This window comes from Actinoplanes aureus (assembly GCF_015704865.1).
Classification (GTDB): domain Bacteria; phylum Actinomycetota; class Actinomycetes; order Mycobacteriales; family Micromonosporaceae; genus Actinoplanes; species Actinoplanes aureus.
In genome coordinates, this window is sequence record NZ_JADQTO010000007.1 from 1 (window position 1) to 14,511 (window position 14,511).

Consider the following 14,511-nt stretch of genomic DNA (forward strand, 5'->3'; position numbering starts at 1 on the left):
CGCGTCGTTTTATGAGCTACCCGACCGCATTACGGCCACTGGTCATTGTTGCCCGGACCAGCATTGTTGCCCGCACCGCTGGGCAGGCCCTGGCCACCACCGGAGTGGGTGTGGCCAGGACCGCCCTGCCCGGGACCGCTGTGGCCCCCGCCCGGACCGCTGTGCTGTCCCGGAGTGCCCGGACCGCCCTGTCCCGGACCGCCGGGACCGCCCTGGCCGGGCCCGCCCGGGTGACCGTGTCCGGGACCGCCCGGACCGCCGTTGCCACCCGGCCAGGTGTTCCGCAGCACCGGCAGTGAAAGCACCGCCGTGCGCGTCATGGTGCGCGACCGCCAGCCGCACTCGTCGTACGAGATGGTCGCCCACAGCCGCGTCACCCCGGTGCGCTGCGCGTACGGGGTAACGCGAATCCTCGAGAAATCGCCGCGTCCCGGCCGCAGCGTGTCGCCGCGGGAGAGCGACGTGGAGCGCCGGAAGCCCGGGTAGTCGACCTTCACCCGGTCGCCGCGCACACGCACCTCGACGTCGCAGACGCGCCGGTCGGTACGCCAGTGGATGGTGATCCAGCTGCTGGTGTTGGCCCGCACCTGCTGGAGCCAGTTGGAGACCGGCTGGGGGCCGCGAACGACCGCCGCGGCAGGAGCGGCCGCGGTAGCCGCCCCGATGCCCGCGGCCACCGTGGCCATGGCAACGATCGCTCCGATTCGCCGACTCTTCTGCATGGGGAATCCCTCCAGTCGCCTGATGTGTTCGTCGTCGCGATGACGCCTCCGACAAAACGGACAGTAGGACAATTCGGTGCGAATCGTCAGGTTTTCATGCGCGTTTCGGGACAAAAACCCTTTTCTGTACAAAATGTTTAGAACGGCTCGACCGAAAAGATGATGTTGACCCGCGCCGGCCGGTCGAGTGAACCCGCGGGAAACCGGGTAAACCACCGGGCATGACGCAGAAGAGGGAAACCGCACCGGAGGACCTCGGCGCCCCGGTGGCATATCTGGTCGTCAAGGACGGCACGCCCGTGTACGACCGCTCCGGCGAGTCGGTGGGCACGATCGAGCACGTCCTGGCCGACGAGCCGCAGGACGTGTTCCACGGCCTTCTGATCAAGACGAGTGACGGGCACCGGTTCGCCGGTGGCGATCAGGTCGACGGCCTCTTCGAGCACGGCGTGATCGTCAGCGAGCCGGCCGACAAGCTGGCGACGCCGAGCGCGGACTCACCGGCCGGCCTGGCCGGGAGTCGCAGCACCGGCTTGAAGCGGGCCTGGGACTGGCTGATCCAGCCCAAGTAGAACGAAACGAGCCCGGGCCGAGGCCCGGGCTCGTTCAAGAACAGCGAGGCTCAGCAGCCCCAGCGGAGCAGGCACGCGCCGAGGGACATGCCGCCGCCGAAACCGGCCAGCAGCACCAGCTCGCCGTCGCGGAGCGAGCCGTTCCGGGCCGCGTCGTCCAGGGTGACCGGGAGAGACGCGCTGCCGACGTTGCCGTACCACGGCAGGGTCAGATGGGTGTGCGCGTTCTGGAAGCCGGCCGCTTCCACCAGCTCCTGGAGCATGATGCCGTTGGCCTGGTGCGGGACGAAGTGATCGACGTCCTCGGCCTTCAGGTCGGCCCGGCGCAGCAGCGAGTCCAGCGCCGGCGGGACCGCCGTGGCGACGAAGTCGCGGACGCCCCGGCCGTTCATCCGGAAGTAGTGGTCGCCGTCGGCGACCGTCTCCGGGGAGGCCGGCAGGCGGCTGCCGCCACCCTTCACGTAGATCAGGTCGCTGGCCTCGCCCCGGGACGCCAGCTCCATGTCGATGATCCCGTAGCCCTCGGGCACCGCACCGACCACCGCGGCACCGGCACCGTCGCCGAAGAGCACGGCCGTACGCCGGTCGCCGAAGTCGAGGATCCGCGAGTAGATGTCCGAGGCGATCACCAGGACCAGCGCGCCCGGGTTCGTGGCGACCAGACCGTTCGCCACGTTGAGCGCGAAGACGAAGCCGGCGCACACCGCGTTGACGTCGAAGCAGGCGGCCCGGGTCGCTCCGATGACGTGCTGCACGAGGTTGGACGTGGGCGGCTGGGGCGAGTCACCGGTCGAGGTGGAGACGATGATGTAGTCGATCTCCGCCGCCGTGACGCCGGCCCGCTCCATCGCCGCCCGCGCCGCGTTCGCGGCCAGGTCGGACGCCGCCTCGTGCGGTGCCGCGAACCGCCGCTGCTCGATCAGCGTCTTGCGCGACACCCACTCCGGATCCGCGTCCGGCACCAGTTCCAGCAGGTCCACATTGCTCACGACCCGCGCCGGGAGGTAGGAACCCGTCCCGAGAATGCCGACCGCCACGCGTCTCCCCCGTTGTGCTCGGACGTTCAACTTTCACGTTTTTCGCCACCCGAACTTTATCGATCGAGGGCAACGACATGCGGATCGATCCACTGCCGGTTCGGCTGATAAAAGCCGGACAGTCCGGTAGGCGAGCCTCGGTCGGATCTCCGGCTTTCGTCTACTGTGAGGAACGGTCCCGATACGTCCAGGAACCACCGAGGGTCGAGCGACCCGGGCCCTGACCCGGAGCCTGCTGCTGGCCCGGCTGTTGTCCCTGGTACTGGCCCTGCTGACCGGGCTGCTGGCCCTGCGGACGCTGACCCCACAGCTGACCGGGCTGCGTACCGGCGGCCGGCGCGGGCCGCGAGTCCAGGCGCTGCGCGAGGTAGGCCGCGGCCACCCGGTCCTCCTCGGTCGGCGCCGCGGCGAGCGAGTAGACCATGCCGATGATGGCGAAGAGCACAGCGCCGCCGATCGGGACGAGCAGGCCGCTGGCGGTCGCGCCGTTGACCGATCCGAACGAGGGCTCGGACAGCACGGACATGGCGAACATGCCGGTGAAGTGCATGCCGTTGACCGCGACGCCCATGACCAGCGCCGAGACGAAGATGATGATCGGCTTGCGAACGACCAGGGTCAGCCAGAGCGCGACGCACGCCGCGACGACGGCGATCGCGATGGAGAGCGCGACCTCACGGCCGGCGTAGTGGATCTCGCCGTGCAACTCCATCGCCGCCATGCCGGTGTAGTGCATCGCCGCCACACCGAGGCCGGCCAGCGTGCCGCCGATCAGGATGCGGGTGCGTGGGGCGGCGCTGCCGAGCAGCGCGATGGCCAGGCCGACGCCGACGGCCACGAACGCGATCACCGCGCTGGCCACGGTGAGGCCGACGTTGTACCGGATCGGCGTGCCCTCGACCTTGAAGCCCATCATGGCGACGAAGTGCATGCTCCAGATGCCGGTCGCCCCGATCGCGATGGCCGCCAGGATCAGCCACCAGGTCCGCTCGCCGCCGGACTTGGCGGAGCGCAGCCGGACCGCGGAGGTGAGACCGAGGAGGGAACCGAGGACCGACAGAACGTAGCTGACCGCCGGGGTAACCCATCCGTAGTCAAAGTGATGGATCTCCGCCATTTCGCGCTTTTCCTCTCGCTCGCGATTCCGCCGGGCTGCATCCTGCCCGCACCACCGCCATGGCCGTGACTGATTGTGACGCAGCTTTCGTTACGAGAGAACGTGCAGCTGATCTCGATTTGGATCGTCGGCCGATTTTATGTCCCGGGAGGGCCACCCAGTCGCCACGTTTGGGCACATAGCAGGCTTGATTGGATGCTGAGTGAGCAGACGGTGACAAATCGACTAGAAAAGATACTCGCGGCGACTAATATAACTTTGGGTTACGGCAGGCGTTGCACCGCCGGTCGGTAGCTCGACCCGCCCTGCACGTCCGAAATGCCCCGGACCGGCCCGCTGACCGGTCGTAGGGTAGGACGCGAATGCTTCGGCGACCTGGGAGAGCAATGCGGGAACGACTGACGAACTGGGCCGGCAACATCGTCTTCGGGGCGGAGCGGTTGCATCGCCCGCGCTCGGCCGGCGAGGTGCAGGAGATCGTCGCCGCGGCCGGCCGGCTCCGTGTGCTCGGCAGCGGCCACTCGTTCAACCGGCTCGCCGACACCGACGGCGACCTGCTCTCCCTCGCCGATCTGCCGCGCACCGTCGAGATCGGACCGGATCGCACCTCGGCCCGCGTCGACGGCGGCATCCGCTACGGCGAGCTGGCCGCCCGGCTGGCGACCGAGGGCCTGGCGGTGCACAACCTGGCCTCGCTGCCACACATCTCGGTGGTCGGTGCGGTCGCCACGGCCACCCACGGTTCCGGCGAGCGCAACGGCAACCTGGCCACCGCGGTCTCCGGCCTCGAGGTGGTCCGCGCCGACGGCGAGCTGGTCACCCTGACCCGGGGCGACGCGGACTTCCCGGGTGCCGTGGTCGGGCTCGGCGCGCTGGGCGTGGTCACCGCCCTCACCCTGGACGTGGTGCCGGCCTTCGAGTTGCGTCAGTACGTCTACGACGACCTGCCCGGCTCCGCCGTCCGCGATCACCTCGACGACATCCTCGCCGACGGATACAGCGTCAGCCTCTTCACCGGCTGGACCGGCCCCGGCGTCGACATGGTCTGGTTGAAGCGCCACGACCCGATGCCGGCCGGCGACTGGTTCGGCGCGCGCCCCGCCGACGGCCCCCGCCATCCGGTGCCGGGCATGCCCACCGTCAACTGCACCGAGCAGGGCGGCGTGCCCGGTCCCTGGCACGCCCGGCTACCGCACTTCCGGATGGAGTTCACCCCGAGCAGCGGGGAGGAGCTCCAGTCCGAGTGGCATGTGCCGCGCGAGCAGGGCCGGGCCGCGATCGAGGCGGTGGGCGCGCTCCGCGAGCGGGTCGCCGCCGTGCTCCAGGTCTGCGAGATCCGTACGATCGCCGCGGACGACCTCTGGCTGAGCCCGAACTACCAGCGCGACAGCCTGGCCCTGCACTTCACCTGGATCGCCGACACCGAGGCGGTGCTGCCAGTGGTCGCCGAGCTCGACGAGGCCCTGGCACCGCTGAACGCCCGCCCGCACTGGGGCAAGATCTTCACGACGGATCCGGCCGCGCTGCGCGAGGCGTACCCCCGCTTCGGCGACTTCGCCGAGCTGGTCCAGCGCTTCGACCCGTCCGGCACGTTCCGCAACGAGTGGCTGGAGAACCTGCTCGGTTAGCAGCCGCAGGCGGCACCGGCGGTGACCGGGGCGGTCAGGTCGTCCACCGGGCGGCTGCTGACCCCCTGGTCGTCGCGGATCGGGAAGCCCTCGCGCACCCAGTACTCGTACCCGCCGATCATCTCCTGGACCGGATATCCGAGCTTGGCGAACTCCAGCGCCGCCCGGGTCGCGCCGTTGCAGCCCGGGCCCCAGCAGTAGGTGACGACCTGGCTGCCGGGCGGGATGACCTCGGCCGCGCGGGCGGCGATCTCCCGGGTGGGCAGGTGGACGGCGTGCGGGAGGTGGCCCTGGTGCCACGCCTCGGCGCTGCGGGAGTCGACGACCACCACGCCGGACCGGCCGGCCTCCAGGTCGGCGTGCACGTCGCTCACGTCGGTCTCGAACTCCAGGCGGGCGGCGAAGAAGGCGACAGCGGAAGAAGTCATGCCCCGATCGTGCCGACCGGACGGATACCGGCCAAGTGGCGTGCAGGACACCGACCGCTAAGATTTCGCCATGCTGACGATCGGACGCCGCGGGCCGGCCGTGTCGGTGCTGGCCTTCGAGGGGATGTCGGTCTTCGAGATGGGCATCGTCACCGAGGTGTTCGGTCTGCCCCGTCCCGAGTTCGGCCGGTGGTACGAGTTGACCATCTGCGCCGAGACGCCCGGCCCGGTCCGCGTGGTCGGCGGCGCGACCCTGCACACCGAGCACGGCCTGGACACGTTCGCCGCCGCCGACACGTTGATCGTCCCGGGCGTGCCGGACGTCGACGCCGACACCTCGCCGGAGCTGGTCGCCGCCCTGCGGCAGGCCCACGCTCGCGGCGCCCGCATCATGTCCATCTGCTCGGGTGCGTTCGCGCTGGCCGGCGCCGGTCTGCTGGACGGCCGCCGGGCCACCACCCACTGGCGGTACGCGGATGCCCTGCGCCGCCGCCATCCGGCCGTCGAGGTCGACGCGGACGTGCTCTACATCGACGACGGCACCGTGCTGACCAGCGCCGGCAGCGCCGCCGGCCTGGACCTCTGCCTGCACGTGGTGCGCCGCGACCACGGCCCGAGCGTCGCCAACGCGGTGGCCCGCCGGCTGGTCGTGCAGCCGCACCGGGAGGGCGGGCAGGCGCAGTTCGTCGAGGCGCCGGTCGCGGCCGATCCGGAGGACGCCCGGGTGGCCGGCAGCATGGAGTGGGCGCTGGCCAACCTCGGCGAACCGATCACTGTGGACGCGCTGGCCCGGCGGGCGCACATGTCCACGCGTACCTATCTGCGGCACTTCGCCCGGGCGACCGGGACGACGCCGATCCGCTGGCTGATCGATCGGCGGGTGCAGGCGAGCCTGGCGCTGCTGGAGTCCACCCGGGCGCCGATCGAGGCGATCGCGACCGCGGTCGGTTTCGAGACCGCGGTCACCTACCGGCATCACTTCGGCCAGGCGATGAAGACGTCGCCGTCGGCGTACCGCCGGGCGTTCCAGGTCTCAGCGTAGGCGGACCGTCACCACGCCACCGCCCTGCACCGTCGCCACGCCGTCCAGTTCGCGGCCGGTCACCGCGTTGACACCGGGAGCGGGCAGCGTCACGGTGGCCGCGGCGATCCCGTGGTTGAAGAGGAAGAGCAGGTCTCCGCGCCGCACCGCCTCCACCGGCGCCGGCAGGCCGGGCAGTACCGGCGGCACCCCGGCCTCGTCCGCCACCCGGCTCAGCAACCGGCCCAGGCCGTCGTCGGTCAGGCCGGTGGAGACGTACCAGGCGGTGCCGGCGCCGTAGCGGTTACGGGTGACGGCCGGGGCGCCCGCCAGCACCCCGGCCGAGTACCGGGCCAGCGTTTCGGCGCCGGCCGTCTCCACCCGCTCACTCCACCGCCCAGCCAACTCCCGACCGTCGATCGCGGAGGAAAAGCTGCCGTCCAGAAGCACCTCGACACCCGGCGGCTGCGGATGCCACTCGACCACCCGCACCCCGAGAACCTCGCGGAAAGCTCCCGGGTAACCACCCAGCCGGATGCGGCCAGCCGGATCCGCGATCCCGCTCAGGTAACCCACCACGAGGTGCCCACCGCTCGCGACGAAGTCGCGGAACGCCACGGCCGTCTCGTCCGAGACCAGGTAGAGATGCGGCACTACGATCACGCGGTAGGCGGAGAAGTCGGTTGCGCTGCCCGGAAAGACGAAATCGGTCGGCAGCTTGGCCCGGAACAGCGCGCGGTGAGCCTGCTGGACCGCGGCCAGATAGTCGATGTCCGAGGCCGGCAGCCCGCCGCCCTGCAACGCCCACCAGGACGGCGCGTCCCAGGTGATCGCGATCTTGGCGGCCGGCGGCGGAGCCTCGGCGACGTGCGGCGAGAGGGCTTTGAGCGTACGCCCGAGGCCCACCGCCTCGCGGAAGACCGGGCTGTCCGGCCCCGCGTGCGGGACCAGCGCCGAGTGGAACAGCTCCGCCCCGCCGCGCGGCTGCCGCCACTGGAAGTACATCGCCCCGCCGGAGCCCCGGGCCACGTAGCCGAGACTGTGCCGGGTGAGCCGCCCCGGCTCCTTGGCGTGCATCCGCCCCCGCGTGTAGATCAGGTTCGGCGCGGTCTCCATCAGCAACCACGACCCGCCGCCCCAGCCGCGCGCCAGGTCCCCGGCGAACGCGGTCTCCTCCTCCGCGCCGCCGTCCGCCGAGGACGGGTAATGATCGACCGCCACCACATCGACCTCGGCGGCCCAGCGCGCGTGATCCACGCTCACCCAGCCGCCCTGCACGAAGTTCGTGGTGACCGGCACGTCCGGGCCGGCGGCGCGCAGCAGGTCGCGCTGCTCGACGTAGGCACCGAGCAGCTCGTCCGAGAGGAACCGGCGAAAGTCCAGCACGTGTGCCGGGTTCGGCAGGTACTGCGTCGCGCGCGGCGGCATGATCTGCGCCCAGTCCGAGTAGCGCTGGCTCCAGAACGCCGTGGTCCAGGCCTCGTTCAGGGTGTCCAGATCGCCGTGTCTCTTCTGCAGCCAGCTCCGGAACGACGCGGCGGTGAAGTCGCACCGGCAGTCGGTCCCGTACTCGTTGTGCACGTGCCACATCGCCAGCGCCGGGTGCCGCGCATAGCGTTCGGCCAGCTTGACGGCGATGTTGCGGGCCGCGGCTCGATAGGCCGGAGCGGAGACGCAGTAGGTGTCCCGGCTGCCGTGGGTGAGCCGCACCCCGTTGGCACCGACCGGCATGGCGTCCGGGTGAGCGAGGGTGAACCAGGGCGGCGGTGAGGCGGTCGGGGTGGCGAGCGCGACCTGGATGCCGCCGTCGTGCAGCCGGTCCAGCACCCGGTCGAGCCAGCCGAACTCGTACCGGCCCTCCTCGGGTTCGAGGTTCGACCAGGCGAAGACGCCGACCGTGGCGATGGTGACGCCGGCCTGCCGCATCAGCCTGACGTCGTCCTCCCAGACCTCCTCCGGCCACTGCTCCGGGTTGTAGTCGCCGCCGAAGAAGAGCATCCCACCGCCTTGACTTTAGTTTGACCTCTAAACAAAGTATGAGCCGTGCAGAGCCAAGTCAATCTGTCCTTCCGTGACGCCGAGAGCACCGAGGACTGGGAACGCGCGCTGATCACCGGCAACGGCCGCCAAGGCGCGCTCTGCTACGGCTCACCCCGCGCGCTGCGGTTCACCCTGGCCCACGAGGACCTCTTCCAGCCGGTCACCGAGCCGCTGCCGGCCCCGGCCACCGCCGCGGCCCTGCCGCGTCTGCGCGAGCTTCTCGCCGCCGACCGCTTCGGCGACGCGGCGCGAGCCGTCTGCGACCTCGCCGTTCAAGAGCATCCGGGGTACGCCGAAACGCGCTGGATAGACCCGCTGATCGCAGCCGCCACCCTCACCTTCACGCCGGACTCCCCCGGCGACGGCTACCTGCGCGGCACCGACTTCGCCACCGGCGTCGTCCGCCAGCAGTGGTCCGGCGTGACCTGCGACGCCTTCGTCTCCCGGACGGCGGACGCGCTGGTGGTGCGGATCACCGGCACCGGTGGGACGGTCCGGATCGGGCCGATCGACGGCACCCCGGAACGACCGATCGGGTTCTCCGTCGACCGGCTCGGTGACGATCTGGTCCTCACCGGACGGTTCACCGGCCCGCTCTGGGCGGGTGCGCTGGACGGCTGGACCGTGGCGGTGCGCGTACGGCGTACCGGGAAATCGGTCCTGATCGTGGCCCGCACCGCACCCGGCCTGCGCCCGCCCGCATCGGCCCTGGCCGAGCTGCCGTCCGGCGGTTTCCAGGAGCTCCTCGAGGAGCACGCCGCCGAGCATCGCGACCTCTTCGAACGGGTCATCCTGGACCTCGGCGGCCGGCGCGAGCAGACCCTCTTCGACGCCGGCCGGTACGCGATCATCAGCAGCACCGGCACCCGGCCGCCCACCCTCCAGGGCGTCTGGAGCGGCACCTTTGCGCCGCCCTGGCGCAGCGGCTGGACCATCGACGGCAACCTCCAGGCTGCACTGCTCGCGGTGCACCCGACCGGTACGCCCGAGCTGATGCCGCCGCTGTTCGACCTGCTCGACGCCCTCCGCGACGACTTCCGGGAGAACGCGCGCCGCCTGTACGGCCTACCCGGCCTCTACGTGCCCGCGCACCTCGGTACCCACGGCAGGCAGAACCATTTCGGCCCGATCTGGTGCCTGACCTTCTGGACCGCGGGCGCCGCCTGGCTCGGCCGCCTCTACGTCGACCACTGGCAGCACACCGGCGATCGGTCCTTCCTGGACTCGCGTGCCCTGCCCTACCTGCGCGAGGTCGCCGAGTTCCACCTGGGCTTCGCCGAGATCGCGGGCGGTCGCGCGCGGTTCAGCCCGTCCTACTCCCCCGAGAACGATCCGGGCGGATGCCGTGACCAGGCCACCGTCGACGCCGCTCTGGACGTGCAGGCGGTCGGGGACATGCTGCGCGCCCTGCTGACGCTTGCACCCCGCGACGCCGACGCGCCGCGCTGGCGGGCGTTGCTGGACGCGCTGCCGCCGTACCGGATCAACGACGCCGGTGAGCTGGCCGAGTGGATCGACCCGCGCTTCCCGGACAACCATGAGCACCGGCACGCCAGCCACCTCTACCCGTTCTTCTACGCCGGTGACCCGGCTTTCGAAACGGATCCGGCACTGCGTGCCGCGGCGGTGCGGGCCGTGCGGTCGCGCCTACGGTGGTGGCTGAGCGAGGAGTCCGACGAGATGGGGTACGGGCTGGCGCTGCTCGGCGTGGCGGCGGCACATCTGGGGCTGGCCGCGGAGGCGTACGCGGCGCTGGACCGGATCGCCGGCGCCTACTGGCGGCCCAACCTGGTGCCCACCCACAACCGGGACCACATGTTCAACGTGGACCTGGCCGGTGGTCTCCCGGCGCTGGTCGTGGCGATGCTGTTGCAGAGTCGCGACCTCGATGCCGACGGTGTCGCCCGGCTCCGCCTGCTTCCCGCCCTGCCCTCGGCGTGGCCGTCCGGCCGGGTCCGCGGCCTGGTGGCCCGTGGGCCGGTCACCGTCGACCTGTCCTGGTCCCCCGGGGACTTCGAGGCCACGCTCGTCTCCCCGGTCGATCGCACGGTCGAGGTGACTCATCCGCGCGGCACGACGACGCTCCCCCTGACCGCTGGGCGGCCGTCGACCGTGTAGGGACCCTTTCCCGGCGGTCGCGCTGGGGCCTCGCGCGGCACTCGGCGCGCGCCGGGCAGGCGGGGACGTGGCGGCTCCGGCGGGACGGGTCCGCGCGTACCGAAAAGGATGCCGGCCCGGCCAGGTGAGGCCGGGACCGGCAGCATGGTTCAGCCCTTGACCGCGCCAATGATCACGCCCTTGGTGAAGTGGCGCTGGACGAACGGGTAGATGATCAGCGCGGGCACGATGGTCACCACCACGACGGCCATCTTGATCGCCAGGCTGGGCGGAACCGACGAGCCGAGGCCCGGGATGGCGACCGCCGCCCCCGACGTGGCCGGCGACTGCCCGGCCAGGATGAACTGCTGGAGCACCCGCTGGACCGGCTGGAGGTCGTTGCGGTCGATGTAGAGGATCGCGTTGAAGAACGCGTTCCAGTACCCGACCGCGTAGAACAGGCCGACCACCGCGGTCACCGCCTTGGAGAGCGGCAGCACGATCCGGGTGAGGATGCGCAGCTCACCGGCGCCGTCCATGCGGGCGCTGTCATAGAGCTCGCCGGGGATGCTCATGAAGAACGCCCGCAGCACCACCAGGTTGAACGCGCTGATCGCGGTCGGCAGGATCAGCGCGAGCAGGTTGTCCTTCAGGCCCAGGCCGGTGACCACCAGATAGCTCGGGATCATGCCGGGGTAGATCAGGAACGTGAGCAGGAAGTAGAACAGGATCGGCTTGTGCCCGAGGGTGCCGGGCCGGGACAGGCCGTAGGCGGCGAGGACCGTCACGATCAGGCTGAGGGCGGTTCCGGCGATCGTGACCACGGTGCTGACCAGGATCGCGTCGGTGACCTGCCCACCCGAGAAGATCACCACGTACGCACGGGGGTCGAGTTCGCGCGGGAGGAAGACGTAGCCACCGGCCTCGTTGATCGTCTTCTCGGACGAGAGGCTGGTGACCACGACCACCCAGAGCGGCACGAGCACGACCGCCAGCACGACCGTGATGATCGTGCCCTTACCGAACTGGCCGAGCAGGCTGGGCTGCTCCTCCCACGGCGGGCGGAGCGTCTTGCGGCGGGGCCGGACCACGGTTTCTGCGCTCATGACTTCGAATAGATCCCTTGCTCGCCGAACCGGTGCGCCAGCTTGTTGGCACCCACGATCAGGAGGATGCCGACCACCGCCTTGAACAGGCCGGCGGCCGCGCCGACACCCCACTGCTGGACCGCGATGCCCTGGTAGTAGACGTAGGTGTCGAGCACCTCGGCCGCCTCCCGGCCGACCATCTCCCGTTGCAGCACGAACTGCTCGAACCCGACGTTGAGCGCGTCGCCCAGGCGCAGGATCAGCAGCAGCACGATGACCGACCGCAGGCCGGGCAGGGTGATGTGCCACATCCGCCGCCATCGGCCGGCGCCGTCCGCGGCGGACGCCTCATACAGCGCGGGGTCGATGGCCGCCAGCGCCGCCAGGAAGACGATCATGCCCCAGCCGGCGTCCTTCCAGACCGCCTGCGAGGTGATCAGGAACATGAACGTGTCCGGGTTCGTCATGATGTCCGGCGCGGTGTACCCGGCCTCCCGCGCGGTCTGCGCGATCAGGCCGGCGCCGCCGAGCATCATCTGGAACAGCGAGACCACCAGCACCCAGCTGAAGAAGTGCGGCAGGTAGACGACGCTCTGCACCAGTGATCGGACGCGTGGCGACATGATGCTGTTCAGCAGGATCGCCAGCAGGATCGGAATCGGGAAGTAGAACACCAGCTGGAAAGCGGTGATCGAGAGGGTGGTGAGCACCGAGTCCCAGAACGCCGGATTCTCGAACAGATACTCGAAGTTGCCGAACCCGATCCACTCGCTGTAGAGGAACGCTTCGAGCGGATTGTCCCCGACGAACGGGTTGTAGTCCTGGAAGGCGATGACGTTGCCGAGCGCCGGGATGTAGTGGAAGACCAGCAGCAACAGCATCGCCGGGACGCACATCAGGAGCAGCGGCCAGTCCCGCCGCAGCCGCTGCCCGAAGGACAGCTGCTGCCGCGGAACCGCCGTGGCCTTCTTCGCCGCGGTCCTCTTCTCCGCGACGATCGGTGGGGCGCTCATCGCCCGTTGTCAGCCAGGACCTTGGCGTAGAAGTCACGGCCGGCGTCTCCGCCGGCGGCCCGCCACTCCGAGACGACCTTCTCCAGGTCGCTGACCGGGGTCCGGCCGCGCATGATGTCGGTGATCTTGTCCTCGGTGGGCTGCGCGAGGGCCGCCTGCTGGGTCGGCGTCTCCACCTTGATGCCCTCCCAGGGGTTCTTCTCCAGGTACTTCGCGGCGTCGTTGCCCCAGTTCACGAAGTCCTCGGCGTAGGTGGGGATGTCCGGGCCACCGACGACGACCGGCGGACGGCCGCCGAGGAAGATGAACTGGTTCGCGAACTCCTTGACCCACAGGTCGTTGGTGACCGGCGCGCCGCTGGCGTCCCGCTTGAAGTGGGTGCCCTCGACGCCGAAGTTCTGCAGCTCGTACTCCTTGGTGCCGAACGGCGCCGCGGTGTAGTTGAGGACGCGCAGCAGCTCCTGGACCCGCTCCTGGCCGACGCCCTTCTTGATGAAGGTCCAGAGGATCGCCGAACGGGTCTGCCAGCGGACCGGCGCCTGGCCCTTGTCCGCGCCGAAGACCTTGACGGCCTGCATGTTGAACTTGGGGTTGATCTGGACGGCCGGACGCCAGGTCTCCTTCCAGGAGCCGCCGCCGGTGCCGTACATGAAGATCTTGCCGCCCTTGAACAGGGCGCCGGTGTCGCCGCCCTTGCTGCCCGCTACGTCGGGGTGGATCAGCTTCTCGGCGTAGAGCTTGGCCATGAACTCGACGGCCCGCTTGTACTCCGGCGTCTCCATGCGGTGCACGACCTTGCCGTCGGCCGCCTTCATCCAGCCGTTCTCCGAGCCGCCGGCGCCGCAGATCTGCTGCACCTCCAGCCAGATGTCGCCGAAGGCCCACTCACCCTTGGCGGGGTTGGTGAACTTCTTGCCGAACTCGTACAGCTCGTCCAGCGTGGTCGGCGCCGCGATGCCACGCTCGTCGGCGACGTCCTTGCGGTAGAACAGCACCGACGGGTAGGGCGCGTCGGTGGGGAACGGAACGGCCATCAGCTTGCCGCCCCATACCGACTCCTGCCAGGCCTTGGTGTCCAGGCCGGCGAGCAGCGGGTACGCGTTGACCTTGTCCCCGGCCAGGTACGGCGTCAGATCCTCGAAGAGGGCGTGCACACCCTCGGAGAACCGGGCCAGCTTGTCGACCTCCCAGCCCGGGATGCAGGTCAGCTCGGGCACGTCCCGGGCGCCGAGCATGGTGTTGAGCTTCTGGCCGTAGGTGTTGCCGTCCTGGATGCTGAAGTTGATCACGGCACCCATGTCGGTGCCCACCGCCTGGACCAGCTTGTTGTCGGTGGGCGGCGCCGGACCCCACCACGGCGTGCTCGCGGTGACCGGCTTGCCGCTGCTCACGGCCTTCTCGGTGACGGCGTCGGCGAGCGACGTCGGGTACTTGACGTAGCCGTCCGCCATCGGCCGGATGCCCTTGACGTCCGGCGACACCAGGGTGGAGTCCTTGAAGTTGGGGACCACACCGGCGGCCTGCTCGGCGGTGGTCGCCGAACCCTTCGCGCTCGGGTCCTTGCTGCAACCGGCCAGCACTCCGCCGCTCGCGAGTGAGGCCGCACCGAGGCCGACCAGCCCCAGGAAGTTCCGCCTGTTCGTCGACGCGCGCACGGCGCACCGCCCTTCCGTTATCGGTTTAGTTTGGCTAGCGTCTAAACTAAGTACATCGAGCACAAGCTAACCGACGCGGTGAACCCCGACAAG

The 14,511-nt window shown here is 70.2% G+C and carries 12 protein-coding genes; 4 read left to right on the forward strand and 8 right to left on the reverse strand.

Annotated elements, in window-relative coordinates:
* Positions 1–29: 29 nt before the first annotated feature.
* On the reverse strand, positions 30–722 hold the full coding sequence (locus I4J89_RS16120) for a hypothetical protein (RefSeq protein WP_196414796.1): 693 nt from the start codon (positions 720–722) through the stop codon (positions 30–32).
* Between the two features lie 221 nt (positions 723–943).
* On the opposite strand from I4J89_RS16120, the gene I4J89_RS16125 reads away from it, so the two are divergent.
* Complete coding sequence (locus I4J89_RS16125) at positions 944–1,294, forward strand: PRC-barrel domain-containing protein (protein ID WP_196414797.1); 351 nt, start codon at positions 944–946, stop codon at positions 1,292–1,294.
* A 50-nt stretch (positions 1,295–1,344) separates the two neighbouring features.
* Here I4J89_RS16125 and I4J89_RS16130 read toward each other — a convergent pair whose 3' ends face one another.
* Entirely contained in the window at positions 1,345–2,331 is a 987-nt protein-coding gene (locus I4J89_RS16130) for a 3-oxoacyl-ACP synthase III family protein (RefSeq protein ID WP_196414798.1), read from the reverse strand.
* Between the two features lie 160 nt (positions 2,332–2,491).
* Positions 2,492–3,448, reverse strand: coding sequence for an MHYT domain-containing protein (locus tag I4J89_RS16135; protein ID WP_196414799.1), 957 nt, complete (start codon positions 3,446–3,448; stop codon positions 2,492–2,494).
* Positions 3,449–3,834: 386 nt separating this feature from the next.
* Here I4J89_RS16135 and I4J89_RS16140 point away from each other — a divergent pair, with 386 nt between their 5' ends.
* Positions 3,835–5,076, forward strand: a complete 1,242-nt coding sequence (locus I4J89_RS16140) for a D-arabinono-1,4-lactone oxidase (protein WP_196414800.1) — start codon at positions 3,835–3,837, stop codon at positions 5,074–5,076.
* Here I4J89_RS16140 and I4J89_RS16145 read toward each other — a convergent pair.
* Positions 5,073–5,504 (reverse strand): rhodanese-like domain-containing protein, encoded by a 432-nt coding sequence (locus I4J89_RS16145; RefSeq protein ID WP_196414801.1) that lies wholly within the window; start codon positions 5,502–5,504, stop codon positions 5,073–5,075. The two genes, I4J89_RS16140 and I4J89_RS16145, sit on opposite strands and share 4 nt — an antisense overlap.
* Positions 5,505–5,574: 70 nt before the next feature.
* Here I4J89_RS16145 and ftrA point away from each other — a divergent pair, with 70 nt between their 5' ends.
* Entirely contained in the window at positions 5,575–6,546 is a 972-nt protein-coding gene (gene ftrA / locus I4J89_RS16150) for a transcriptional regulator FtrA (RefSeq protein ID WP_196414802.1), read from the forward strand.
* Here ftrA and I4J89_RS16155 read toward each other — a convergent pair.
* Positions 6,538–8,523: a beta-galactosidase gene (locus I4J89_RS16155; protein ID WP_196414803.1), complete on the reverse strand. Its 1,986-nt coding sequence runs from the start codon at positions 8,521–8,523 to the stop codon at positions 6,538–6,540. The two genes, ftrA and I4J89_RS16155, sit on opposite strands and share 9 nt — an antisense overlap.
* Before the next feature lie 45 nt (positions 8,524–8,568).
* Here I4J89_RS16155 and I4J89_RS16160 point away from each other — a divergent pair, with 45 nt between their 5' ends.
* A complete protein-coding gene (locus I4J89_RS16160; protein WP_196414804.1) occupies positions 8,569–10,683 on the forward strand; it encodes a glycosyl hydrolase family 95 catalytic domain-containing protein in 2,115 nt (704 codons plus the stop codon).
* 149 nt (positions 10,684–10,832) lie between these two features.
* Here I4J89_RS16160 and I4J89_RS16165 read toward each other — a convergent pair whose 3' ends face one another.
* The 3 genes from I4J89_RS16165 to I4J89_RS16175 are packed head-to-tail and all read right to left on the reverse strand — an operon-like array spanning position 10,833 to position 14,418.
* Entirely contained in the window at positions 10,833–11,768 is a 936-nt protein-coding gene (locus I4J89_RS16165; protein WP_196414805.1) for a carbohydrate ABC transporter permease, read from the reverse strand.
* Positions 11,765–12,763 carry an ABC transporter permease gene (locus I4J89_RS16170; RefSeq protein ID WP_196414806.1) on the reverse strand — a complete coding sequence of 333 codons (999 nt, stop codon included), beginning with the start codon at positions 12,761–12,763 and terminating at the stop codon, positions 11,765–11,767. The genes I4J89_RS16165 and I4J89_RS16170 overlap by 4 nt, the downstream gene beginning before the upstream one ends.
* Entirely contained in the window at positions 12,760–14,418 is a 1,659-nt protein-coding gene (locus tag I4J89_RS16175; protein WP_196414807.1) for an extracellular solute-binding protein, read from the reverse strand. Before I4J89_RS16175 ends, I4J89_RS16170 begins: the two co-directional genes overlap by 4 nt.
* Positions 14,419–14,511: the final 93 nt, after the last annotated feature.